At 64.6% G+C, this 24945-nt stretch carries 20 protein-coding genes; 11 read left to right on the top strand and 9 right to left on the bottom strand.

Features of this window, described 5'->3' with window-relative positions:
• Positions 1–271: 271 nt before the first annotated feature.
• Genes IR170_RS12130 through IR170_RS12115 form a run of 4 tightly spaced genes read right to left on the bottom strand, consistent with a single transcriptional unit; the run spans position 272 to position 7248 of the window.
• Positions 272–3622 (bottom strand): DEAD/DEAH box helicase family protein, encoded by a 3351-nt coding sequence (locus tag IR170_RS12130; RefSeq protein ID WP_193664388.1) that lies wholly within the window; start codon positions 3620–3622, stop codon positions 272–274.
• 9 nt (positions 3623–3631) lie between these two features.
• The gene (locus tag IR170_RS12125) at positions 3632–4699 is read right to left on the bottom strand and encodes a PDDEXK family nuclease (protein WP_227489140.1); all 1068 of its coding nucleotides are present in this window, start codon (positions 4697–4699) and stop codon (positions 3632–3634) included.
• Between the two features lie 21 nt (positions 4700–4720).
• The gene (locus IR170_RS12120) at positions 4721–5797 is read right to left on the bottom strand and encodes a restriction endonuclease subunit S (RefSeq protein WP_193664384.1); all 1077 of its coding nucleotides are present in this window, start codon (positions 5795–5797) and stop codon (positions 4721–4723) included.
• The gene (locus IR170_RS12115) at positions 5794–7248 is read right to left on the bottom strand and encodes a type I restriction-modification system subunit M (protein ID WP_193664383.1); all 1455 of its coding nucleotides are present in this window, start codon (positions 7246–7248) and stop codon (positions 5794–5796) included. The genes IR170_RS12120 and IR170_RS12115 overlap by 4 nt, the downstream gene beginning before the upstream one ends.
• A 184-nt stretch (positions 7249–7432) precedes the next feature.
• On the opposite strand from IR170_RS12115, the gene IR170_RS12110 reads away from it, so the two are divergent.
• Positions 7433–7657 carry a helix-turn-helix transcriptional regulator gene (locus IR170_RS12110; protein WP_193664381.1) on the top strand — a complete coding sequence of 75 codons (225 nt, stop codon included), beginning with the start codon at positions 7433–7435 and terminating at the stop codon, positions 7655–7657.
• Between the two features lie 62 nt (positions 7658–7719).
• Positions 7720–8892 carry a tyrosine-type recombinase/integrase gene (locus IR170_RS12105; protein ID WP_193664379.1) on the top strand — a complete coding sequence of 391 codons (1173 nt, stop codon included), beginning with the start codon at positions 7720–7722 and terminating at the stop codon, positions 8890–8892.
• A gap of 720 nt (positions 8893–9612) precedes the next feature.
• Here IR170_RS12105 and IR170_RS12100 read toward each other — a convergent pair.
• Entirely contained in the window at positions 9613–10662 is a 1050-nt protein-coding gene (locus tag IR170_RS12100; protein ID WP_193664377.1) for a CBS domain-containing protein, read from the bottom strand.
• Positions 10663–11862: 1200 nt separating this feature from the next.
• Between IR170_RS12100 and IR170_RS12095 the strand changes: the two genes are divergently transcribed.
• The 4 genes from IR170_RS12095 (at position 11863) to IR170_RS12080 (ending at position 15305) form a co-directional block, all read left to right on the top strand.
• Positions 11863–13068 (top strand): hypothetical protein, encoded by a 1206-nt coding sequence (locus tag IR170_RS12095; RefSeq protein ID WP_193664375.1) that lies wholly within the window; start codon positions 11863–11865, stop codon positions 13066–13068.
• On the top strand, positions 13065–13517 hold the full coding sequence (locus IR170_RS12090) for a hypothetical protein (RefSeq protein WP_193664374.1): 453 nt from the start codon (positions 13065–13067) through the stop codon (positions 13515–13517). The genes IR170_RS12095 and IR170_RS12090 overlap by 4 nt, the downstream gene beginning before the upstream one ends.
• 554 nt (positions 13518–14071) lie before the next feature.
• Entirely contained in the window at positions 14072–14779 is a 708-nt protein-coding gene (locus tag IR170_RS20350) for a sigma factor-like helix-turn-helix DNA-binding protein (protein WP_193664371.1), read from the top strand.
• A gap of 331 nt (positions 14780–15110) precedes the next feature.
• Positions 15111–15305, top strand: coding sequence for a hypothetical protein (locus tag IR170_RS12080; RefSeq protein ID WP_193664370.1), 195 nt, complete (start codon positions 15111–15113; stop codon positions 15303–15305).
• A gap of 287 nt (positions 15306–15592) precedes the next feature.
• On the opposite strand, the gene IR170_RS20345 is transcribed toward IR170_RS12080, so the two are convergent.
• Positions 15593–16540, bottom strand: coding sequence for a PD-(D/E)XK nuclease domain-containing protein (locus IR170_RS20345; RefSeq protein ID WP_193664368.1), 948 nt, complete (start codon positions 16538–16540; stop codon positions 15593–15595).
• A 231-nt stretch (positions 16541–16771) separates the two neighbouring features.
• On the opposite strand from IR170_RS20345, the gene IR170_RS12070 reads away from it, so the two are divergent.
• Together IR170_RS12070 and IR170_RS12065 are read left to right on the top strand one after the other, a co-directional pair.
• The gene (locus tag IR170_RS12070; RefSeq protein WP_193664366.1) at positions 16772–17683 is read left to right on the top strand and encodes a tyrosine-type recombinase/integrase; all 912 of its coding nucleotides are present in this window, start codon (positions 16772–16774) and stop codon (positions 17681–17683) included.
• 150 nt (positions 17684–17833) lie between these two features.
• Positions 17834–18325: a YaeQ family protein gene (locus tag IR170_RS12065; RefSeq protein WP_227489138.1), complete on the top strand. Its 492-nt coding sequence runs from the start codon at positions 17834–17836 to the stop codon at positions 18323–18325.
• 144 nt (positions 18326–18469) lie between these two features.
• Here IR170_RS12065 and IR170_RS12060 read toward each other — a convergent pair whose 3' ends face one another.
• Entirely contained in the window at positions 18470–19159 is a 690-nt protein-coding gene (locus IR170_RS12060) for an endonuclease/exonuclease/phosphatase family protein (RefSeq protein WP_193664364.1), read from the bottom strand.
• A gap of 199 nt (positions 19160–19358) precedes the next feature.
• Here IR170_RS12060 and IR170_RS12055 point away from each other — a divergent pair, with 199 nt between their 5' ends.
• A complete protein-coding gene (locus tag IR170_RS12055) occupies positions 19359–20270 on the top strand; it encodes a hypothetical protein (protein WP_193664362.1) in 912 nt (303 codons plus the stop codon).
• Between the two features lie 831 nt (positions 20271–21101).
• Here IR170_RS12055 and glnA read toward each other — a convergent pair.
• On the bottom strand, positions 21102–22526 hold the full coding sequence (gene glnA, locus IR170_RS12050) for a type I glutamate--ammonia ligase (protein WP_056904425.1): 1425 nt from the start codon (positions 22524–22526) through the stop codon (positions 21102–21104).
• 207 nt (positions 22527–22733) lie between these two features.
• Between glnA and IR170_RS12045 the strand changes: the two genes are divergently transcribed.
• Positions 22734–23159 (top strand): RDD family protein, encoded by a 426-nt coding sequence (locus tag IR170_RS12045; RefSeq protein ID WP_056904424.1) that lies wholly within the window; start codon positions 22734–22736, stop codon positions 23157–23159.
• An 89-nt stretch (positions 23160–23248) separates the two neighbouring features.
• Positions 23249–24130 carry a DUF6612 family protein gene (locus IR170_RS12040; protein ID WP_193664359.1) on the top strand — a complete coding sequence of 294 codons (882 nt, stop codon included), beginning with the start codon at positions 23249–23251 and terminating at the stop codon, positions 24128–24130.
• 77 nt (positions 24131–24207) lie between these two features.
• Here the strand turns inward: IR170_RS12040 and IR170_RS12035 are convergent, their stop codons facing one another.
• Entirely contained in the window at positions 24208–24945 is a 738-nt protein-coding gene (locus IR170_RS12035) for a DUF4191 domain-containing protein (protein WP_193664357.1), read from the bottom strand.

Genomic DNA, 24945 nt, shown 5'->3' with positions numbered 1-24945 from the left:
GGCGAGTAGCGGCGGGACAATCAGTGCCAGGGACTTCGCGAGCGCGCGGCCACCGATACGGACGAGGGACGAGACATCCGCCGCACGAGAGACGGTGGCGATCCGTGCAGAACTGAGGCGATTTCCAAGCTTCTGGCTCCGTGAAAGCAGGCGCCAGTAGCGGCGAGACTCCATCGCCCGCAGCCTCAGTCGCATCTTGCGGGAACTCATCTCAGCGCTCCAGCGGTGCCGCGACCTGGATGGGTAGGAGGCACGTGTCGGCGGCGCTTGATCACGCCACCTCTTCGGGAAGAGCGGTCTGCTTGATGTGTTGGAGAGTGTCGACGATGACCTCGACGTCGGCGTCGGGGAAGAAGTAGTCGGGTCCGGTGGGGGCGCGGTCGGTGTAGGGCGACTCGAAGAGGCGGGCCGGCTCCATGACGCCGTTTTTGGTGAGCTCGTCGACGATGAGGTTGACGAAACGGACCTGGTCGGCGGAGAACCTGGTGCCGTCGAGGTACCTCTCGAAGGCCTCGATGGCGGCGGAGCGGTCCAGGCCGATGAGGTTGCGGACGAAGATGCCAAGACCGCCGCCCTGCTCGGTGGCCCAGGCGATGTCGACCTGCTGGCCGCCGGAGGCGACGAGCATCTGCTCCAACTCGCTCAAGTCGTCGGACGTGAGCTGCTTGTTGCGCCGAAGCCGCTGGAGGGCGAGGTTTTCGAGGTGCTCGCGGAGATACGCCTCGGCCTTGGCGCGGAAGCGTTCGAAGTTCGTGCCGGGCGTGACGCCGGGAAGCACGACCTCGACTCCTTCGCCGATGGTGTCCTCGAAGTCGGTGTAGATCGGATTGCGTGGAGTCTTCTCGATGAACCTGACGAGTCCGCGGAGGCGTAGGCGGGCGAGTTCGAGCATGGGGAGGGTGACGTCGATCCACCACCCGTCGCCAGCGACCGACTCCAGCAGGACGGCCTGCTCGGCGACGCTGGGGATGGTCGTCTTCCCGAGCAGCGCGCCAGCGATCCGCTGCGCCGTTTCACGCAAGCGTTCGGCCAGGACAGCGTCCCCGTCGAGCTGGGCGAGCTGGCGGCGCAGGATGAGCAGGTCGAAGCGCTTGGCGTCCTCGTCGTCGTCGCGGACCGAGGACGGCAATCCGGCGAGCCCGAGCAGGTCTTCGGAGTCCTCCGGCTTCAGTGCCTGCCAGGCGTCGGCGGCGCCGAACTTCTCGACTGCCCTACGGTGCGGCCGCACAACGAAGTTGTCGAGGTTCATGCCGGCGACGACCTCGTGAAGGGTCGCAGCGGTCGAGGCCCGCAGGTCGGGTTCGTCCTCGCTGAGCGCCGTCACCAGGCCGAGCCGGGCCTCGAACAGCCGCTGGGAGAGCGACTTCTGGATCTGGCCCTGTGAGCCGGGGAGGTCCTGGCTGAAGTAGTCGAGGTTGCCGCAGAAGTCGAAGACGAGGAAGTCGTTCTTGTCCTCGCCGGGCGCGAACAGGTCGGGGCAGAGCCGGGTGCCGCGGCCGATCATCTGCCAGAACTTGCTCTTCGAGCGGACCATCTTGAAGAAGACGAGGTTGACGACCTCGGGCACGTCGATGCCGGTGTCGAGCATGTCGATGCTGATGGCGATGTGCGGCGCCTTGTCCTTGATCGAGAAGTCGTCGATCAGCGACTGGGCGTACGGCGTGCCGTGGGTGATGACGCGGGCGAAGCGCCCGGCGAGCTCGGGGTAGGCGAGGTTGAACCGCTTCTCGATGAACTCGGCATGCTTCTGGCTCTTGGCGAAGATGATCGTCTTGCCCAGCCGATCGCCGCTGGTGACCTTGTAGCCCTGCATCATCAGGGTTTCGAGGACCTTGTCGACGGTGTCTTCGTTGAACAGGAACCGGTTGAGCTCTTCGGCCCCGACCTCGTCGGGGGGCCCGTCTTCGCCCCAGTCGAGGACGTCCCACTCGTCCTTCTCTTCTTCGGTGAGCTCGTCGTACTTGATGCCGGAGCGCAGGAACTGGGTGCCGACGCTGATGCCCTTCGGCGGCACGAGGTAGCCCGCTTCGACTGCTTCGTCGAGGGAGTAGTTGTCAGTGGGTATGCCGTCTTCGAGGTGGAACAAGCGGTAGGTGTTGTGGTCGACCTCGTCCTTGGGTGTCGCGGTGAGGCCTATGAGAAGTGAGTCGAAGTAATCGAAGATCGCGCCGTACTTGGCGTAAACGGAGCGGTGGGCCTCGTCGATCACGATGAGGTCAAAGTAGCCCGGCCCGAAGCGGCGAGTGCCGTCGTCGATCTCGTTGATGAGGTTCATCATCGTTGGGTACGTCGAGACGTAGACGCGTCCTTCGACCGCCTTCTCGGTCACGAGGTTGACCGTCGTCGAGCCAGGCAGGTGTTGCTTGAACGCATTCGCGGCCTGGTTGACCAGGGCGGTTCTGTCGGCGAGGAAGAGCACCCGCTTGACCCAGTTCGCCTTCTGCAACAGATCGACGAGCGCGATCGTGGTGCGGGTCTTGCCCGAGCCGGTTGCCATGACGAGGAGGGCCTCGCGCTGCTTGCGGTCGAACGCATCGCCCACGGCCTTGATGGCCCGCACCTGGTACGGCCGACCGGCGATGTCGGTGTTCGCCTGCGCAGACGACAATGCGAGGTTGGTCTGGCGGCGCTGGATCAGCAGCTCCAGCTCGTCACGGGTGTAGAAGCCTTGCGTCTCGCGCGGCGGGTAGCCGCCGGCGTCGTCCCAGATCCGGTGCTCGTAGCCGTTGGTGTAGAAGATCACCGGGCGGCGGCCGAACTGCTTCTCTAAGCAGTCGGCGTACAGCTTGGCTTGTTGTTGACCCACCTCCGGCGACTTGGCGGTGCGCTTGGCCTCGACCACCGCGAGTGGCAGACCATCGGCACCCCACAGGACGTAGTCGACGAAGCCCTTGCCCTCTGCGTTGGGCATGCCGGTGACGGGGTACTCGCGGTCGCGCTCCTGATCCAGGGCCCACCCGGCTTCGTGCAGCAGGACGTCGATGAACAAGTCGCGTGCGGCTGCCTCGTCGTAGTCGCGGGTGTCCGGCGCCGCCGCTGCCTGGGCTGCTGCGATTTGCGCCTTCAGAACGGCGATCTCGGCCTCATGTGCGGTGAGCCGCTCGTCCTTCTCGGCCAATGCGCGCGCGTGTGCTTCGTCCTGCTCCTTGAACCGAGCCGCGAGGCGAGCGACCTCCTCGCGAGAGAGGGGAGCGGCCTTCGCAGCGAGGGCCGGGTCGAACTGCGCTTGCAGCGGCACCACGCTCGGCTGTGGCGAGTGGTGGTACGAAGTCCACACGACGACGTGGAACAGTTCGCGCAGCACCGCGAGCGACACGTCAGGCCGGATCTGCCGGTTCTCGTGGACGGCGGTGTTGGCGATGCGACGGATCGCGGTCAGCTTCTGCGTGATGCCCTGCGGCACCTTGGCCTTGAAGGCGGCGTCGTTGATTTTCGCGGCGAGGTCGTCGCGGTAGGGGATGGGCAGGGAGAGGACGTCGTAGAGGTAGCCGACGAGCTCCTCGACCACGCGGCGGCTGTAGAAACACGCCGAGCGCGGATCCGACGACAGGTACGACTCAGCCCTGGCGCAGTCGTCATGCAGTGACGGCACCGTCTGACGGACGAAGTCGAAGTTACCCATACCGGTGAGTCACTCCCCGTCTTTGTCGAGACCGAAGTGGTCGGCGAGACGTTCCAGCGTGAACTCCTGACGGAGCTTGCACGAGGTGTTGGGGTTGTAGAACAGGCCTGGCTCGTTGTAGGCCCCGGTCAGGGGAACGGCAGCCAGCCATTTGACCGCTAGCACCCACTCGGAGATGTCGTCCGCCTCCGTCTGGCCCGGTTCGCCGTGCTGATAGTTGCCGCGCAGCTCCTGCTGAGCCAGGGGTGTCCACGCGCCGCCCTGCTGGACGAGTGCGGCATCGAAACGCTTGGCCTCGGCGAGAGTTACCCCGACCCCGACATAGCCACTCCCCGGCACGTAGACGTTGACACGGTCGCCTACGGGGATGGTGCGCAGCGTCCCTGACGACCGCGGCGAGCCGCCGGCTGAGACGAATCCGAGCTCCAGTGCGTCTTGCCAGTCGCGGCCGTGGGTGCCGAAGTTGACGTACCAGTCCTGACCGTTCCACTGGGCGCGCTTGCCCTTCTTCGAACCGGGTGCAGCCGGGATCACCTGATCGTCGACCAGCCAACTCCGCGCGAGGTAGCGCCGACCCTCGTCCTCCAAGTACGAGAAGAAGACCGCATTCACGGGCACGCCAAAGCCACGCAGATAGGTGACGATCCGCTCCGAGCCGGCGTCCAGCTCGCTCGCGACAATTGTGAGGTGCAGTTCGCCGTTCAACTCATCAGGCGGCGGACTACCGAAGACGCGCTCGAACGCGACCTCGAACCGCTCGTCGAGATGCCCACTGGCGATGTCGATAACGTCATCCCGCGACAGGGTCGAGACCCAAGAGCCGTAGTCGAGCACCTGGGCGACCACCTCGCGAGGAGTCTTGTCGCGCTTGAGTTCCAGCAGGTGCAGGTTGCCGTCAGCGTCGATCGCCAGCAGGTCGAGTCTCTTGCCGTACGGCGTCAGCGCTTCGCTCCCGATGACCAAGAGCCGATCGCCGAGTAGCGACGGGTCCTGTGCGAGGAACTCGTGCAGATCCTTCTCGGCCGGGAGGACCGAGGTGGACAGCGGTCGCGGCTTGTCGTCGTCGATACGCCACATCCTCATCTCAACAGGCATGGGTCACAGCTCCCCTCGGAAGGCACATGACTGGAAAGAGGCGAAGAGCGCGTCGGCGGCCGTGTTGGCGCGCTGGACCGCTCCGCGCTGCGAATCGATCCGCTGCACGCGTCCGGCGAACTCGTGCTGAAGATCGACCGCGGGCACTGGCAGTCGGACGCCGCCGATCTTGCCTGCGCTGATCGAAGGCTGCCCCGAGACGCCCGCATATTGATTCAGATTCGCGAGGGTGAGCGCAGGAAGTAGGTAGCCGAGCGTGAGGTCATCCCGTAGCAGGGTTGCGATCAAAGCGTTATCCGTGACCCAAGCGTGGGGTTGCGTGATGTGAACGGCCCCGCAATACGCGCCGACCCGACCCACGACGAGGCGAGGCTCTTCATACGTGTACTCGTCGTGCCAGCCGTTGACGCCATTTCCTCCGTAAACCGGGTACACGCCGCCATGTTGTTCCTTCGCCGGCAAGAACTTCCCGCTCTTCCACTTGATTAGGTCCTTCAGTGGAGCACTGTCGAGCTGAGCGGTCCGGCTGAACATGTCGTGGAAAATCGATTGGGTGAGCGCATCCAGTTTGGTGAGGACTTGGCGACGCGTGGTGCGTAGTGCGTCGGCGTGGTCGAGGATCGCGGCGATGCGGCGCTGCTCGGTGAGGGGTGGCAGCGGGATCGGCATCGCGTTGAACTCGGCGGGCGGCAGCGACCGACGTCGGGCCGTACTCCCCTTCATCTTGCCGACGTAGTACTCAATCGCCCGTGGTGACTTGAGGAATCGCTTCAGGTACGCACGGTCTGCGAGCGATTCATCTCGCAGGTTCCAGACTCCGTAGGCGGGGCTCACGAGAGCGGCGTCGTGATGAAGTTGGAAGTCGAGAACTCCTTCATTGATCGGGAAGCCGACGACGAGCTGACCGCGCCTCACGACCTTGTAGTCGGACGTGTCTAAGCTAGCGATGCGCTTTTTGAACCGGTCGGTCTGCGCGACCAGGCCGTCGTGCATGGTCATCGACAGCACCGGGTAATCGGTGTTCCTCGCGCGCTGCACCTGAGCGGGAGCGACCAGTGCTCCAAGCTCCACGGTCTTCACGAGAGCATCGCCTTCAGCTCGGCGAGGCCTTTGGCGATCTCGTCTTCGAGGGTCTCAATGTCGGCGATGATCTCCAGCGGGGCGCGGTGCTCGATGTCGTCGTGAACGATCTCCTTGTACCGGTTGAGCGATAGGTCGTAGCCCTGGGAGACGATGTCGGCCTTGGGGACCAGGAAAGACTGCTCAGTGCGGGCTCGGTTCTTCTCGTCGACGAGGTTCTGCCAACGGGTGAGCACGTCGGGTAGGTCGTTGGTCTCGACCGGGCTGCGCTTGTCATCGAGGGAGAAGCCGTCGGCCCGGACGTCGTAGAACCAGACGTCGTCCGTCCCGCCCGAATTGGTCTTGGTGAAGAACAAGATGGCGGTCGAGACACCGGCGTACGGGCGGAAGACACCTGAGGGCAGCTTCACAACTGCGTCGAGTTTCTGGTCCTCCACGAGGATCGTGCGAAAGTCCTTGTGCGCTTTGGACGAGCCGAAGAGCACGCCATCGGGCACGATGACGGCGGCCCTGCCGCCGGGCTTCAGGAGCTTCAGGAACAGCGCGAGGAAGAGCAGTTCGGTCTTCTTGGTCTTGACGATGCGCTGGAGGTCCTTGGCAGTGGACTCGTAATCGAGCGACCCGGCGAACGGCGGATTGGCGAGGATGAGCGTGTACTTGTCTGCGTCGCCGGCCGCCCCCTCGGAGAGGGAGTCGCGGTAGCGGATGTCGGGGGACTCGATGCCGTGCAGCAGCATGTTCATGCTGCCGATGCGCAGCATGGTGGAGTCGAAGTCGTAGCCGTGGAACATCGACCGGTGGAAGTGCTTGCGCTGCAATGAGTCGAGCAGGGCTTCGGTGTGGGTGCCGCGGACGTACTCGCTCGCAGCAACGAGGAAGCCGCCGGTGCCGCAGGCCGGGTCGCAGATCTCGTCGGACGGCTGCGGGGCGGTCATCTTGACCATCAGATCGATGATGTGGCGCGGCGTGCGGAACTGGCCGTTTACGCCGGCTGAGGCGATCTTGGAGAGCAGGTACTCGTACAGGTCGCCGTTGGTGTCGCGGTCAGCCATCGGGATGTCGTCGAGCATGTCGACGACCTTCGACAGCAGCGCCGGAGTCGGGATGGTGAAGCGGGCGTCCTTCATGTGCTCGCTATAGGTGGTGCCGTCACCGAGGCTCCGCAGGAACGGGAACACCTCGTCGGCGATGGTCTTGTGCATGACCTCGGGCGAGGTGTTCTTGAACTGGCCCCACCGCAGGTGTGCCTGGCCGGGCAGGAACACCGGGCTCTCGACATCGGTCTTGGTGACGCGGGACTTCTTCTCGGCGAGTGTCTGGATGTCGTCCAGGCGGCGGATGAACAGCAGGTAGGTGATCTGCTCGATGACCTCCAGCGGGTTGCTGATGCCGCCAGACCAGAAGGCGTCCCAGACACGGTCGATCTTGCTCCTCAGCTCACCAGTGATCACAGGCGTCACTCTAGTGAGAGCGCGGGGTTCAGGCTTGGACATCGAGGACCTCCTGCTGTCCGGACCGTCCGAGGCAGCCAAGCAGCGTCCCACAGCCGACCGACAGACCCTCACGTCGCTGGCCACTCGGCCGACGTTCTGGGCCTTTAGGGGTAGGACCAACCCCGACAGGCAGGAGCCGACCATGACCGAGTACCTCCACCGCGACTCGACCCTCCGCGACGAACTGCTCACGATCGAGGAGGTCGCCGAGCTGCTCCGGATGCCAGTGGCCTCGCTGCGCTACTGGCGAGTGCTGGGCACGGGGCCGCGCGGCTTCATCATCGGAAGGCGGCTGCGCTACTGGCGCCAGGACGTCCTCGACTGGCTCGACGAGCAACGCGAGTCCACAGGCCGCGGAGTGGCCTGATCGATCCACAGGCACGGGGATCGCCGACACCGCCGGGTGGCGACGAGTGCTAGGGCGGACAGATGAGCAAGCAGCCTAGGATTACGCCTCGGCAACGACGCTCCCAACGCGGAGCCGTCGAGGATCGCTGGCGCAAGCGGATCAAGGACGAGGACGGGATCACCATCGAGGTGCCGTCGGCCGTCGCGGGCACGGTGACTCGCTGGCGCGCCAGGTACGTCGACGACGCCGGCCGCGAACACACGCGCGCGTTCGACCGGAAGGTTGACGCGCAGAAGTGGATTGAGAAGCAGCTCTCCGCTCTGCTGCGCGGTGACCACGTCACACCCAAGGACGCCAAGCTGACCGTGGGGGAGTGGTGCGACAAGTGGCTTGCCGGCTACGGCACCCGGCGCAAGTCGACCGTGCGGCAAGCCGTTGCTCACATCAAAATCATCAAGGCGCACTTCGGGTCTGTGCCGCTCTCGGCGGTGAAGCCGTCCGACGTACGCACCTGGACAGCAGTCCTCAAGGACGAAGGTCGTGCCGACTCCTACACCTACGCGCTCCACGCTCGCCTCTCGCAGCTCTTCACCGACGCCGTCCACGACGGGCTCGTTGTGCGCAACCCGTGCTCGCGTCGGACGTCGCCAGGGATGGGGAAGCAGCGGCCGTACGTCGCAACGACGCGACAGGTGTGGGCGCTCTACGACGCTGTACCCGAAGGTGTGCGTCGGGCGATCCTGCTCGGAGCCCACGCAGGGTTACGGCTGGCCGAGGCGGCAGCGATTCGTGTCGAGGACGTCGACTTCGCGACGGGGGTAGTTTCGCCTGCGCGTCAGTGGCTCGACGAGCCGCTCAAGTCCGACATGAGCCGGACACCAATCCCGATCCCCAAGGAGATGGCGCGCCTCCTTGCCGAAGCGATCCAGTGCGGTGACGGGCGATTCCTGGCCAGCGATCAGTGGGGAAACCCCGCCGGACCGTGGACGATCGAACGCGGGGTGCGGGCCTGCCGCAGGGCGGCGGGTCTGCCCGACGACTTCCGGTTCCACGACCTGCGCCACTACTTCGCCTCGCTGCTCATCGCATCTGGGCTCGACGTCAAGGTCGTCCAGGCACGGCTACGGCACGCGTCCGCCAAGACCACACTCGATACCTACGGCCACCTTTGGCCCGAGCGTGACGACTCCTCCCGAGCAGCTGTCGCGGCGGTGTATCGCGAACGAACTTCAGAAGGCGAGAGTCGCGATTGACCGGCCCATCTTGTCGCATGCGATCAACGAGCATCGACCTTCGGCCGGCACGTGCCTGCTGCAGGAAGGTCCGGAGCATTCCAGAATGGGCTAGGCCTTCTTGACCCTCCCAGCATCTTCAACGTCGTCGTCGGCCTTCGCCGCGACGCCTTGCTGGGAACCGCCGCATGACGCACGCAAGATAGACCCTTGGATGGTGGCGTCCCATCTGCGTAGTGATCTGGACGCCTCCACCATGAGGCACCTGTTCCAACTGCTGAGCGTCCCCGCCATGCCACCGGTAGTGACGTCCGGCAGCGTGGTCTATGGATCGCTGGAGCGTGTCACTGCGGATGCAGGCGACGGCCACAGGGTGATCCTTCGAGTGAACCTCTCGCGGCACTCTCCGAAAGGACCGTCCACAGTGACCGTCAGCTCCAGTATCGATCCGGCTCCCTGCTCGAGGAACAGTTGTCTCGGCCTCTCCTGATCTACTGCGCGAGCTGCTGCAGACCTTAATCAACACGCAACTCTCGGCCGAGTCCGACTCGGTCTGCGGCCCCCGCCTTCCACCACTGCACCTCGCAAAAGCGATGGCATAGGGAGGGTCCGCTGGTGACAGCCATCCGGAGGCTGAGTGCTCATAACGCCAGCGAACATGGTAACCAACGAGCCGCGCGCTTGTAGACCTGCGTCCTGCCGTCAGTCAGCGATTCAACGTGCGATTGGGAAACCTAGATGTCAAGAACGCTCGCCCAGGGGAACAGCTCGTAGTATTCGGAGCGCCTGGGTCACGGATTCATATCCATCCTCGTCCGAGATCGAGTCGTCGGTGATTGCAAAGTGCATTGCCTTGTTCCTGTCATCGCGGACCCTGTCAAACAGCTTTAGGCAGAATTCATGATCCAATCCAATTCCGGTCGCATCCCAGATCTCCGGTTGCTTAAGAGCGCTCAGATACTCGCCGAACATCATGTCCGTCGCGCCACGGAATCCTTTCTTCTCTTGTCGATTCTTGACGAGATGACCTTGGAGCAAAGGCAGTGGGGAGCGGTCCAGCAGAATCCGCAACCTGCTCTCAATTTCTTGAAGCTTGATGTAGATGCTGGCGGCTTGATCGAAAGCGCGAGCAAGGTCACTTGCCGTCACGATGCCGTCGATGCGGCCATCGGGGACCTTATAGAGGAGATACTCCTGTGCGATCAAGGTGTCCACGAGGTCTAGGAAGTCGTCGCTTGAGGAGGCGACATGTCCCGCACTCTCCATCGCATCCGATGCCACTGCGACCGAAAGATCTACACGTGATTGCGCGAGACTACGCCAAGTCACGACGCCGTAAAGCGACTTCTTGTCCGACGAAAGAACAGGAATCTGCGAGATGTCGCGACTTATCATAATGGCGCGAATCTTCGAAACCCGCATTTCGGGGCCGCAAGATACGAGATGCCCAATCTCGCTTGGAAAGGCAGACAATGGCAACGATGCTGCCGTATCGGCTATCGGCAACTGGTCTCGAAAGTCTGAGATGACGACCTCGCCGTAGTAGTCCGCAATTTCGATAGCCGGCGTGCATACCAATCCATGACTCTTAAAGAGGTCATTGAGGGACTGAGTGACATTCTTTCCCCGTCTACTGTTGCCATGTAGGCGGATTAAGCGTTCAGTCGCAATACGCCATGGCGATCCCTTCTTCACTAGAACAAGAAAATCGACTATGCGCTGAACATCCTCGGATTCATACATTTCCTCGGTGAAGACCTGAAGATCATTTGAATCATCGCCTTTGGACATGCGGCCACTCTATGCCTACGGAACCCCCGGAAGTAAGCTCTCATCACGGCAAGCATCCCTCCAACGGCCCTTCACAGGACGCGGGTCAAATGTCAACTACCTGCCGACTAGTCCTCGGACCCGCCTGTCTGGACCGCTGGGTCGGACTTGGGCCGTAGTGGACACCGGCAATACGAAGTCAGCGATAGTGACCAGACGACCTGTAGTCGTAGCGGTAGTCGACGGCATCGCTCTGCCCGGTTCATGCACTCATACTTAGAGTCGAGCTTCGATCGGAGTATGGGTCGTGGCCTTTGAGCGGTCTTAGCCTGAGCACGAGCCCCCCTTTGCTCTGGTGACCCGATCCGCACGAATCCAAGAGTCGGCGAACGGCTAAGCCATCCCGCGATGCGAGGTTTCGCGGATGCGTCCTTCCACCGCCTATCCCTGTCGGGGAAGCTGCCTCACGGGACCGTCGGACCCCGGCCCGGGATCCACAACGAGCATCCCGCGAGCTGTGCGCTTCCATGTCTGACCACCTGCATCTCGGAAGTAGACCTTCGGGAGAAGAGCGTCGGGGACCCAGTCATCGGCGCTAAACGGCTCGACATAGATCCACTCCGCAGTGGCACCCGGTCCGACCGCACCAATGTCAGCCCGAATCGTGTTCCCGTCGGCGGGGCTGACGAAGTCGACGAAGACCTCATACACGGCAGCATCCGACGCGTTCCTGACACGGATCGATGGACAAGAGGGCTGAGCGAAGGTCGCGCCGTCCAAATCTGACTTCCATTCCGCCCAACACGTCACGCGCGACGCTTGCTCGCGCCTTCGATCATTCGCTGCTTCGCGGCGATCGCGCTGGCCCTGAGCGAGGAGGAACAGCGAGGTTCCGATTGCCACGAGGGTTCCAGCAGCGCTGATGGGCTCCAACCATTCGTTCATGGGATGACGATCTCGCAGGCCACCGACATTCCAACTCCACATGCGCCCAGGACCGCGTCTGTCCGCCACATCCGGACGTTCCGGCGGCGACCCCGGGTGGAGAGCGGAGCGTAGGGCGCAACGGGGCTGGCCGGCTCTAGGGACGCCTCCTGCTCGGAACCGGTCGCGGGTGTCCCTATTCGGTGATTACATAGAATCGCCGAAGACGGCGCCACCAAAGGCTCGAGACCTATCGGCCGGAATCGGTGGACTTTCCGACTCCGATTAGGCGCTAGCGTGACCCACCCCGATACGAGCGACGAGTTGCTTGTGATGCTCAACGGCGAAGCCGTCCCCATCTCCCGAACCGGGTTCGAACTGCTCTTCGGCAACTCACACCGTCGCGCCTACGCCGACATCCGCCACGCCGGCGAGGATGGCCACATCAACTGGGCTGACCTAGTGCACCACGCCCGCGCCGCCGACATCCCTTGGACGCTGTTCTTCGCCCCGCTCGAGTACATCCGCGCTCAGGTGAAGCGGAAGATTGCGCTATTGCTTAGGGGTACCTCCAAGCAGGCGTTCTCGATGAACTCCCGGCACGAGGTGCAGTTGGCTGACGTTGAGCTCATCGTCAAAGACCTACTCCGCAAGCAGCAACACCTCAAACGACTCGACCCTGGCCTGGAGAGAAATAAGGTCGTCAGCTGCCTCGGCAAGCCGGCCAAGTCCAAGCGCTCAGTGGTGGAAGACGCCAACATCCTCCGCGCCGCCCTGGGGTTCACACTTGCTGAACTGCATGCCCACGGCAAGAAAGAGCGCGCGTTCGACTACCTCATCGAACGCTTCGAGGCTCAGCAGGTATTCGTTTCGCGCAACCAGCCCGGCTACATGCTTCAGAGGGTCCCGCCAGGCGTCAAGTTCTCCGGGCTCACGGTCAAGGACATCAAGATTCCGTACCTGTTCCTGGCGTCGGGCGATGAAGGCGACTTCGAACCCGCAGGGCGGAAGATCTTCACGATGGTGCTCCTTGCGACCCTCATCGCCTACGGCACCTTTACGCCCGTCACGTTCGAAGACAAGACCGGCGACGGCGACATGAAGCGCGAGTACGAGGTCGCCGGCGAAGTTCTCATGCCCCGCGGCGAGGTCAAACGACTGTCGGTGCCTGACCTGGCGGCGGCCCGCACGTACGCCGACGCGTACAAGGTCACACCATCTGCGTTCGTGATGCGCGCCTGGAGGCTGGGTCTCATCGACCGCGAAACCGCCGACGCCTGGCTCGACGACTTGGCTCAGGCGTGGCGCGAACGCGAGAAGAAGCCACTTGCCGGCCAAGCCAAAGCGATCAACGCCGTCAGGAGGTACTGCGGCCCGGAGTACTTCTCCCGCATGCTCAGCCAACTTGGCTCGGGTCGGATTGACGTTGGTGAGTTCCGGCGCAGCGTTTGCCTGAATCACCTGTCAGCCTCCGAGATACGTGATCTGGTGGCTGCCACATGATCGGCGACATCCCGCTCTACCTCGTAGACAACAACGCCCTCTTCCGTTTCCCCCCAGCCATGCGAACGTCCAATGAGTTCCGAAGAGTGGTGCGGCTGCCTTCCGAGGTAATCCACGAAGCTGGCCAATACGCGACCAGGTACGACCTGTCGCCTCTCGAGTACAGGCCCACCCCGACGGTTCTTCGGCACCTCAAAGTGGTGATGAACCAGGTCCCGACTGACGGCTTCGAACTCATCGACCTGTACGCGGGCGAAGGCGCGGCCGACCCGCTTCTCGTCGCATGCGCCCTAGACGCTGCCAAGCAGCGCAGTCAGCTCCTCGTTGGTGAGGTCTACACAGTGGTCAGCGACGACATCGCGGTCCGCGAAGCCTGCGAACGCCACCAAGTGAGGTGGATGAGCGCGGCAGACTTCGCTGAGGAGTTGTCCCAAAAGCACAGTGACTGAGCGCGCCCACAAGGAGTGGATCTCCGCGGAAGGCCGTTAGGTTCTGGGTCTGCGAGTACAACAACCGAATCAACTTGCACGGGTCACGACGGTGCGTCACTCCGCCGCCAGTCGGCGCGAGTCGAAGCGCACTCACATGGCACATGAGCGGGCGTGTCCTCGGGTGCCTGAGCGCTACGAGACCAGGAACGGCCGCACGGCATTCATGTTCCAACCATGCGGTCGGCGTCGCTCGTAGGCCGGTCGTCTAAGCATCCGCTGAGGTGACGTCACCTCTGACTAGCCCCGCTCCCTCGTCGGAGACGACAAGCGACGGCCGTTAGCGGAGTGTCGGAGGCGGGCGCCACACTGAGAGTGCAGGTCATAGACCTATCGAAAAAGATCGAGAAAGTCCGGGGGGAAACGGCCGGGGCTGCACTTAAGAGGGGAACGACAGGGAGCTTGCGAGCTGCCGTTGCCCGATGAGGAGAGACGCATGGCTGCGAAGTCGGAGCGCGAGCCGGGGGGAGCCCGGACGCTTCGGCGAGCCACTACAACGTCATCCGAGGGACCAGGTGCCCGAGGCATGGCTGGTTGAGTCTGACCACCAGGACCTGGCTGACAGCGTCGACCGGCTCCAGGGCGACGTCGACCTTGTGACGGCGCTGGCGTTGGCGAAGTACGAGGGGGACCTCTACGACTACTTCGCCAACGAGCTCGCCAAGTACGGCTACGCCGTGCTGAAGAGCTGGATCGCCAAGAAGATCATGTTCGAGCGATGCAAGCAGAAGGGCTTCGGGCTGCGAGTCCTGGAGCGGGACTTCACCCAGCAGGAGATCGAGGGCCTGGCCAACTACACAGTGGCCATGGCCCTCAACTATTTCCGGGAGAAGGTGCTGATGAAGCGCCGGTGGGACCCGACCAAGGGTGCCTCGCTCCGCACTTTCTTCATCGGTCAGTGCGTCTTCCAGTTTCCGAACATCTACCGAGACTTCTTGGACGACCTGGACTCCGACTGGCTGCACGGCTACACCGACGACGTGTTGGAGATGGACTTCTACACCGAGCACACGTCGCCGGTCGACCGGCGAGTCATCGCGGCGATCGTTTCCTCGCAGGCCATGGCTGAGATCACCGACCGGCGGGTTCGTAGGGCCATGGTCATGACGGCAGAGGGCTACACGCAGCCCGACATTGCACGTGTTCTGGGGGTTTCTACCAAGGCGGTGGAGCGGATGCTCGCGCGTGCGCGCGAGAGTCTTCCGCGGAAGGAGTTGGGGTGACAAGCAAGAACATCAAGGCGCAGGTCGAGCGGAGCTCGCTCGGCACGCGCTCAGCCAAGGCGGCGAGGCGGACGGTGTCCGACGACGTGTCTCGGCGCATTGTGGCCAACGCGGCGAGTGGCCGGTACGCGACAAAAAGTCCGAAGAAATCCGGGGGGTAACCGGCACTTCGGCACTTACACAGAGATGTCAGGCGGTCAGAACGACCAACTGATAGAGCCCCACAAAATGTGTGGCTCTCCAACCAGCAGGAGCCAGTCGAAGAGCCATCACGGGTAGCAGCGAGAAGACTACTCGATGAGTTCCTGCACGAGGTCCTAAGGAGGACCTAGTGGCTAACCGCAGCTCGATCTCCGGGCGATACATCAGCAACGCCGCCGCGGCTCGTCATCCCAAGACGTCGGTCCGTGAGACCGGCGCCAACCGCAGTTCCGGGACGCACTACCGGAACGCTGGCAACGGGCAGTTCGTCACGCCCGCCCAGGCCGCCCGCAACCCGAAGGGCACCCTGAGGGAGCAGGGCTGATCTAGCAGTGCATCGGCGGACGTCGGCTGGGGAAGCGGCGCCCGCCGATGCTATGCCTCGAGCAGATGGGCCATGTAGACGTACGGCTTGGATGCATCGAGCGCCTGGTCAGCGATGTACTCAGTAACCTTGGGCGCCTGCCGAACCCCGCGGGTTTCGTAGGTGGGTCATATCGCCGCCTTTCCGCTCTCGCCCGACCCTGGTTCGGACCTCCACTAGGGCCCGGTACCGCGTCAGTGAGCGAGCCGAAGGCCTGCCTTGCCAGCGAGCCGAGGGCGCGGCCTTGCCTACGTCCCGAAGGCATGCATGAGCGCCCGAGGGACTTGCACCACGCGCATTAACGCGACGCGATGCCCGCGAGAAGCCGTCCAGGACTCGATGTCATTTACGTCGGCCCTCACATCCTCCGCGATCGCGATGATCCCGAGAGCGACTTCCACACCCGGATGCCGGAGGTACTCCTCCAATACCGCATGCGCGTCCTTCAACTCTGCTGAAAGCTCCGAGCCGTCTTTCGCAAACTTCAGTTCCACCGCGATCCGTGAGTCGGCCAACGCAAAGTCGGCTGACCTCTTGGCACCTGAGACTTTTACCACGAATGGCTCCCGGCTGATCGGAAGAAACGAAGCAAGGACCAGCTCCATCAGGTTTTGTAGGTCGTACTCCACGGACAGCGTCACGTGGCTCCCCTTGCCACGCTTTGCGTTGCCGTCCCCGCGCATCCGGGTCGCCGCAGTTATGGCGTTGCGGACGACGTCCACGACGACTTGAGCGGACAAGGAGAGATCGTCCTCCAGGATCGACGGAAGCCTTCGAGTGACGAGCAGGTTGTCTTGGCGGACGGGCACAGCAGCCCGCGGAAGCGGCGCCATTGACATCGCGTACTCGTAGTCGTCACGGAACCGCTGACGCCGGAGGCCCCCCAATCGATCTAGATCTGCGACCGGGAAGAGGTCGATGAGACTCAGATTCTCGACTGCAAGCATGCTCCCGTTGACCACGCTGAACGCTGAGCCGCCTTGCTCAAGCCACAGGTCGAGGGGCTGGTACTGACGGCTCGACTCACGAAAGTCGACAAGCACGTCGCCGCTTGCTGGTCCCGACACAAGCAGATCTACGTCCGAACGGACCTTGCCGGGGTACTTTCGGCTACCGAACAATGACACTCGATCGACGCCACCCACTCCGTGCGCAAGATCCGCAGCGAGATCCACCAGATCCATGAAGTACTCCACCGGCGCAGAGTATCCGCGCAGGGCGGCGTTGCGGTCGACCACGCGCGGGGCGTGCTCCGGTCTCTTGTCGCTGCCGCCTTCTCGGGAACAAGACCGGCCGCCTTCGTCTAGCGTCATAACACCGCCTGCGAACGCGCTGAGTCACGCCTCGGGCTAGCGTCGCTGGCCAAAGAGCTTGGCGCGTTGGCGGCGGGCGGGCTGAGCCAAGCCATTCGCCGCACGGAGCGTTCCATGTCCGACTCGACCGTCTTCCCGTTCCAGCCCATCACCATGACCACGGCGCGGGTGGCAGCCGTCTCATACCTCGCCCGATACTCGGGCCGTACGCACCGGCTCTACGCCTACCAGCTCCGGCGCTGGTTCACCTGGTGCGAAAACAACGGACTGGATCCCCTCCTAGGGATCCAGCGTGCCCACGTCGAGCTGTACATCCACCAACTCGGCGAAACCGGCCTGATGGACTCCTCCATCGTCACGATGATGCACGGCGTCCGCGGCTTCTTCCGGTTCGCACACATCGACGGCCTGATCGCAGCCGACCCAGCCATCTACGCACGACTTCCCAAGATCCAGCACGACGAGTCCCGCACCCAAGGACTCGACCGGCTCGAGCTCATCCGCTTCCTCCAAGACGCCCAGACCCTCACGGTGCACCACGGGGCGCTCGCATTCCTCCTCGGCATCAACGCCCTGCGCGCATCCGAAGCAGCCGCGGTACGCATCGAGGACTACGCGGAAACGCTGCGGGGACACCGAGTCCTGCACCTGGTCGGCAAGGGCAACAAGCCCGCCACCATGCCGATCACGATCCCAGTGCTGCGTGTCCTTGAGGCCTGCCGAGGACAGCGATCCGACGGGCCGCTCGTCCTGAGACCGACCACGGGAAAGCCGATCGACCGCCGAGACGTTTACCGGATGGTTGTGCGGGTCGCCAAGGTGGCGGGGATCCCCCGACACATCAGCCCACACTCACTGCGACACGCCGCCATCACCAACGCCCTCGACGCCGGCGTCCCGCTACGCGACGCGCAGATCCTGGCGCGCCACGCCGACCCACGCACGACCGAGCACTACGACCGCGCCCGCGGAAACCTCGACCGACACGGCGTCCACTTTCTCACCGCCTACGTCGCTGGAGTGTGAACGTCCTGCGTCCCGTGCGCCCAGAAGGGTAGGCGCCCCTTTCCGAGGGAAGACAAGGCCTTGTCGCTGACACGTCGCGACGTTTCCTCGTTTCCCCCCGGCGATTCAGTCCATTCGACTTCAGGACGCGATGTGGGCCAGCATTGCCCAATGGCAGCCGGCGCGACGATGCACACGTTCGAGATCGAGCTGGCCGACATGGATCGGGGCGTCTACGAGCAGTTCACGCTTCGGGCGGCGCGGCATCCGTCAGAAACCGAGGCGTACCTCGTGACGCGTGTGCTCGCCTACTGCCTCGAATACGAAGAGGGCATCGCGTTCAGCGAGGGGATCTCGGCGGCCGCCGACCCGGCGGTGCTCGTGCGCGACCTAAGCGGAAAGCTGCTGGCCTGGATCGAGGTTGGGGCGCCGGACGCCGCGCGCCTTCACGCGGGCAGCAAGGCTGCTGAGCGAACGACCATCTACACGCACCGCGACCACACCAGGGTGCTGGCGCAGTGGGCGGGCGTGAAAATACATCGCGCAAGCGAGATTGTCCTGCACAACTTTGATCCCGGGTTCATCGATTCCGCCGTGGACGCGATCGAGCGCCGCAACGCGCTCACGCTCACTGTTACCGAAGACAGCTCTACCTCGAACTAAATGGCGTGCACCTTTCGTCGGCGGTCCACGATCATCCGATCAGTTAGTGGCGCGGGCTCCCCTCGCTATCGGCCCCGCTGTTGCCGAGCAGCATTTCATCGGTGCCAGCAGGCCACGCCCACTCCGCCGCCTCAGCCCCCCATGTCAGGCCGCGGGAGTCACGTCGACGATCAGTGGAACGTGATCGGACCGACGCGGTAAGACCCAGTCGTCGTAGCTGCCGACGGTCATCGAGAGCCTGCTCGCCCACTCCTTAGGGACGAAGGCATGATCAATGTGGAACGGGTGTTCCCGACGGAGCCAGCGGTAGTACGTGGGCTCGAGGGGTGCGCCCATCGCCCGGGTTGCAGTGAAGGCGCTCACGAGCCCGCGCTCTTCGAGCAGCCGCACATTCTCCGTGTGAGCCGCGGCAGTGGTGGCGATGGGAGCATTGAAGTCACCTGCCAGCACGACCGGGCCGGCGAGCTTCGGCAGGACGTCATCGATGACGCGCCGTGCCTGCGAAGTGTATGAGCCGAAGAGCTTGGGCTCTACACCCCAGAATCCCAGCAAGGTGAACGAAGTGGGTCCAGTCACGGTCATGGGGAGCAGCCCCGCCGTCGGCTGGATCTCGGTATGTGCTGTCACCCGCCATGGCTCTTGTGCAAAAACCCCCAGCAGCTTAGGAGCGCCGACGAGTGGCTGCACGTAGCTGGACGTGAGTCCGCGAACTTGGAGGGCGTCAGCTGTGATGCGGGTGCGCTCAGCAACGACAGCAACATCGAAGTTCAACTCCCGCAGATGGGCGTAGTTGGAAGAGAACTTCTCGCAGCAATTCCAGGCGATGAGGCGCATGCACGAGAGTGTGTCCGGCCGGCCCTGCGGCCAGCCAAGCACCCCTGGGTCAGGCCCTTGAGGTCCTGTGGTCTTGGAGCGTCATACCCTCGCGAGTCGGACGCACGGATCAGCCGAGATGCGCGTTGATCTGACGGAGGTCAAGCGTTGAGAGAGGATCAGTTCCGTCGTAGCAAGAGCGCACCGGAGGGTACGAGTCATGTCGGACGAGGAGTACGTCGCCACTCTGCTGGCCATCCTGACCAACACCGCACCAACCGGGATTGACCCCTCCGACCCCTACGGGGAGGCCGATGACGGCATCGACCGCTTCGACGGCTTCGGCCGAGACGTGATGGTCTGCGGCCTTCAGCGCGTTGATGGCCCGCACGGTGACGAGCTCGAGGTGTCGTTCATCCTGAAGCTGCCGAGTGGAGACCCTGACTGGCATGGCGTGCCAGCGGGTGGATCGGTCCGTGTTCCGTTCGATGCGGAATGGCGCCGTCTGAGCGAGTTCGACGACCCTGCTGCCTACGCACCTAAGGTCGCCATGCGGGTGATGTCGGCTGCTCGGGACCATGCCACGAAGCACCAGCACGAAGGTCGCCTGGTTCGGGAGAGAACCGAGTGGCGGACCCGGGCGCGAGAAGGATTACCGGACCGGGAGACCCAGCGGCAACTGCTTCTACAGACGCTGGCCGGGGAGGGAGAAGCCAGCCAGGTGGCGCCAGACCGGTTCGAACTGCGTCTGCGCCAGGACCACCAGGGCGACCCGACCGACGAAACTGCGGGTGCTGCAGCGCTAGATGCGGTACCGAAGGTGATCACGTTCGTGCTCACTCCCGAGGAGTGGGAGGAGGTACTGATCGACCAGGACGATTTGGGGCTCTACCTCGCCGAGACGCTCGCGGATCCGGACCCGGATGAACGATTCGTGGTGTTCCACAACGGGTCTCTACACCGATCGACCAGGGCCCAGCTCCCACCCGTGCAAGGCAGGGGTCGTGAGCGCGCGTGGGCTCGGCTCCGGGCCCAGCATCCCCTGGGGTCCGGCGACGGCTGGTACGCCGACGACCCACACGGCCGGGACCGACGGAACGACTCCCAGCGGCGGCTACCGCCGCAGCAGTGAACCCGGCATTCGCTCATGCCGCCGATGGCGCGCGGAACTGCCGATGAGAGGGCGAGCGACGCCGGGGGTACTGGCGCACGGGACCGGCGGCGACGAGACTGCGTCACATGTGCATGTCCGTAGCCAGTGCGTCGCGCCTGCTGGCCGTGGCGGCGATGGCTCTTGCGCACTGGGGGCGTGCGACTCGGCTTCGAGCCCCGCCTCCGACGTCGTCAAGGAAGCGGAGTCGGTCAGCGATTCACCTACCCCCGCTCCCGACAAGGCTGAGAAGTCAGTCGGTTCCTCCGCCGAACGTCTATGTGCCGACGCGGCCCCAGATGACGCCAAACTGCTTGGCGCGTGGCCGACCACTGTCCATGTCGTCAGGCAGCGCAGAGGAGGACCCGCACCTGCACCGGGTGGCTCCCGGCCCCCTCACCCGTGGGCGGGCCTTGATGGTTCACAGCCTGCCGCATGGTGCACATTCAGTCTCGATGGCTCGTACGCGGTTAGCGCGGCCACCGGGGATGGACCACTCATCGACTTCATGGTGACGGAGACGCCACCCGGTAAGTACCCGGACGGTCCGAAGATTCCCTGACGACCGCGAAACGCCCTCTTCTGCCGCGATCCGCGCGGACTGGAGGAGCCCCATTCCGCAAAGGTGCGCGTCCTCCGAGGTCTTGAGAACCGCTAACGGCGAGTGCGGCCGTCGGTGTGTGAGCCTCGAACGGCGCGTGGAGCGAATCTCCTGCGGAATCCCTGCGGAATTTGGCCCGTTTCGAGCCAACGAGAACGGCCCCCGATCCTGCGTCTCCGCAGGTCAGGGGCCGTTTCCCGGTCTTCGAGATCTTAGATGTCGTAGTAGAGCTCGAACTCGTGCGGGTGCGGGCGCATCTGCACGGGCATGATCTCGTTCTGGCGCTTGTAGTCGATCCAGGTCTCGATCAGGTCGGGCGTGAAGACGTTGCCGGCCGTCAGGAACTCGTGGTCGGCCTCGAGGGAGTCGAGGACGGCGTTGAGCGAGGTCGGGACCTGGTCGATGTCGGCCATCTCGTCCGGCGGCAGCTCGTAGATGTCCTTGTCGATGGGCGACGGCGGCTCCATCTTGTTCTTGATGCCGTCGAGGCCGGCCAGCAGCAGCGCCGAGAAGGCGAGGTAGGGGTTGGCCGACGGGTCGGGGCAGCGGAACTCGATGCGCTTGGCCTTGGGGTTGGACCCCGTGATCGGGATGCGCACGCAGGCCGAGCGGTTGCGCTGGGAGTAGACCAGCGAGATCGGGGCCTCGAAGCCGGGCACCAGGCGGTGGTAGGAGTTCACCGTGGGGTTGGTGAAGGCCAGCAGCGAGGGCGCGTGCTTGAGGATGCCGCCGATGTAGTGGCGGGCCATGTCGGAGAGGCCGCCGTAGCCGGTCTCGTCGTAGAACAGGGGCGAGCCCTCGTTCCAGATCGACTGGTGCACGTGCATGCCCGAGCCGTTGTCGCCGAAGATCGGCTTGGGCATGAAGGTCGCGGTCTTGCCGTTGCGCCAGGCGGTGTTCTTGATGATGTACTTGAACTTCATCACGTCGTCGGCGGCCTTGAGCAGCTCGTCGAACTTGTAGTTGATCTCGGCCTGGCCGGCCGTGCCGACCTCGTGGTGGGCGCGCTCGACCTGCAGGCCCGACTTCTCCAGCTCGATGACCATCTCGTCGCGCAGCTCGCCGAAGTGGTCGGTGGGGGCCACGGGGAAGTAGCCGCCCTTGTACTTCACCTTGTAGCCGCGGTTGTCGTTCTCGAACGAGTCACCCGTGTTCCAGGCGCCGGCCGAGGAGTTGATCTCGTAGTAGCCGGCGTTCTGCTTGGTCTCGAAGCGCACGTTGTCGAAGACGTAGAACTCCGCCTCGGGGGCGAAGAACGCGGTGTCGCCGATGCCGGTGGTCTGCAGGTAGGCCATCGCCTTGCGCGCGATGTTGCGCGGGTCGCGGGAGTAGGCCTCGCCGGTGAGCGGGTCGTGGATGAAGAAGTTCACGACCAGGGTCTTCGAGGACCGGAAGGGGTCGATGTAGGCCGTGGTCGGGTCCGGGAACAGCGACATGTCGGACTCGTGGATGGCCTGGAAGCCGCGGATCGAGGAGCCGTCGAAGGACAGGCCGTCCTCGAAGACGGACTGGTCGAACGACGACACCGGCACGGTGAAGTGCTGCATGACACCGGGCAGGTCGCAGAAGCGCACGTCGACCATCTCGACGCGCTCGTCCTTGATATAGGCGAGCAGCTCGTCGCTGTTCTGGAACATTCGTCCTCCTTGGCTGTCCATCTCGTGGGGCAGCCGGCGGTCTGGGAGTGGACAGCCCGGTGCGACGTTGCGCCGGACGGATGCGGCCCACCCTAGGGAGATAGGCGTTTCCTGACCGTATCGGTTGTGTGTCGTGCATGTAACAGCAGGCACGCCCAGTGGTCAGGCTCCGGCGGCGGCGCAGGAGCCGCTGGCTAGCCTGGGGGAGTGACCAGCGCCGCCACCGGACCCGCCCCCGCCGTCGACACCGCGACCTGGCCGCGGCGGATGCTCGCGCTGCTGGTCGACTGGGCCGCCTCCACCCTGGTCGTGGTGCTCTTCGTCGGCTTCGAGGACTACTTCGAGGTCGGCAGCAACCTGCAGTCGTGGACCCTGCTGGTCTACGTCGTCGAGGCCACCGTGCTGACCTCCACCGTCGGCGGCTCCTTCGGCCAGGTCGCCACGCGACTGCGCGTGGTCTCCCTGCCGTACGGCGCCCCCGTGCCCTTGCTGCGCAGCCTGGTGCGCCACGTGATGGTCATCCTCGTCATCCCGCCGCTGGTCTTCCGCCCCGACGGGCGCGGCCTGCACGACGTCGTCGCGGGCTCGGCCACCATCACCCTGCAGACCTACCGCGGGATGCTCGCGCGCTGAGCCCGGATCGTGACCTCCGGGGAGGTTTGCCGGACGCCGGTCGTTGGGACTCTCGAGACAGACCCCCACGACGACACGAAGGGCACCCCATGTCACGCACCACCACCTGGAGCCGCACCCTGCGCCGCTCCGCCGCTGCCGCGGTCGTCCCGCTGGCCCTCGTCTCGCTGAGCGCCTGCGGCAGCGACGAGTCCGCCGACGACACCAGCTCCAGCAGCGCCGACTCCGGCAGCGACACCGGCAGCGACTCCGGCTCCGAGGGCGACTCGGGCTCGGAGGGCTCGACCGAGGAGACCCTCGCCGAGGGCGACGAGGTGCCTGCCGACGAGATGGCCGACATCCTCTCCGCCTCCTTCGAGGACGCCACGACCGCCACCTTCACCATGGAGACCGGCGGCTCCACGGCCTTGCAGGCCGAGGGCGAGGCCGACTTCTCCGAGAACCCGTACTCCATGGAGATGCAGATGAAGGCCGGCGGCCAGGACCTCACCATGGTCCTGGAGGACAACGTCATCTACATGCAGGGCATCGCCGGCGACGGCTGGGTCAAGATGGACCTCAGCGACCCCAACAACCCCTTCGGCTCGCTGATGACCGAGCAGATGGACCCGCGCACGATGTTCGACTCGATGGAGAAGGGCATCCAGTCCGCCACCTTCGTCGGCACCGAGGACGTCGAGGGCGAGAGCCTCGACCACTACTCCATCGTGCTCGACGGCAAGGCCCTGCTGGAGAACCTCGACCCCGAGATGGCCGGGCTCGCCGAGTCGCAGATGCCCGACACGATCGCCTACGAGATCTTCCTCGACGACGAGGGCCTCTTCCGTCGCGCCGAGGTCGACATGGGCGCCACCGGCCCCATGACGATGACCTACGACAACTGGGGCGACCCGGTCGACATCGAGGCCCCGCCGGCCAGCGAGGTGCAGTCGATGGAGGACCTGATGGGCTCCATGGGCGGCATGAGCTGAGCCCCACCACCCAGCACGACGACGAAGGGCGCCTCCCTGGCCGGGGAGGCGCCCTTCGTCGTAGGTGGTGCGGTGGGTCAGCGGCCGCGCATGTTCTGCCGCATGCCCTTCATGTTGGTCGGCACCGGCCCCTTGGGCAGCGGTACGGCGGAGCGGTTGGCGTCGAGCGCCTTGAGCCGGTTGAGGATGTCGGTGATCTCGGCGGGCTTCACCTGGCGACCGAGCTTCTGGACGTGCTTGACCAGCTTCGGCAGCGGCACCTGGCCCTCCTCGCGGCCGCAGACGACCTCGTGGATCGGGGCGCCGCCGGCGACGCGCTCGTGCTTGCGGCGCTCGGCGGTGAGCAGTTGGCGGGTGCGGTGGGGGTTGCCCTCACCGATGAGCACGATGCCCGGAGGGCCCACGACGCGGTGCACGACGTCCTGCTGGCGGGTGAACGCGACCGCCGGGGTGGTCGTCCAGCCGCGGCGCAGCATGCGCAGGGCGGCCGCGGCGGCGCCGGGCTGCCCCTCCATCTGCCCGTAGGCCGAGCTCTGGGCGCGGCGGCCGAAGACGATGAGCGCGGCCAGCGAGCCGAAGAGCAGCGCACCGATGGTGGAGAGCACCCAGGCGAGGGCGCCGGAGCCGGGCAGGATCCAGAAGATCGCGAAGCCGACGGCGGCGGCGACCACGAAGGCCAGCAGCAGCCACAGCCCGATCTTGGGGTCGGTGCGCTTGGTGATCTTGTAGGTCTCGGCGAACTGCTTGCGCCGGCTCATCGCCTCCGGCGCTGCGGGTGCGCCGGACTTCGCGGCGGCGTCCTTCTTCTTGGCCAT

Origin of the sequence: Nocardioides kribbensis (genome assembly GCF_015070375.1) — a bacterium.
Lineage (GTDB): Bacteria > Actinomycetota > Actinomycetes > Propionibacteriales > Nocardioidaceae > Nocardioides > Nocardioides kribbensis.
This window is presented reverse-complemented; position numbering and strand designations above follow the sequence as displayed.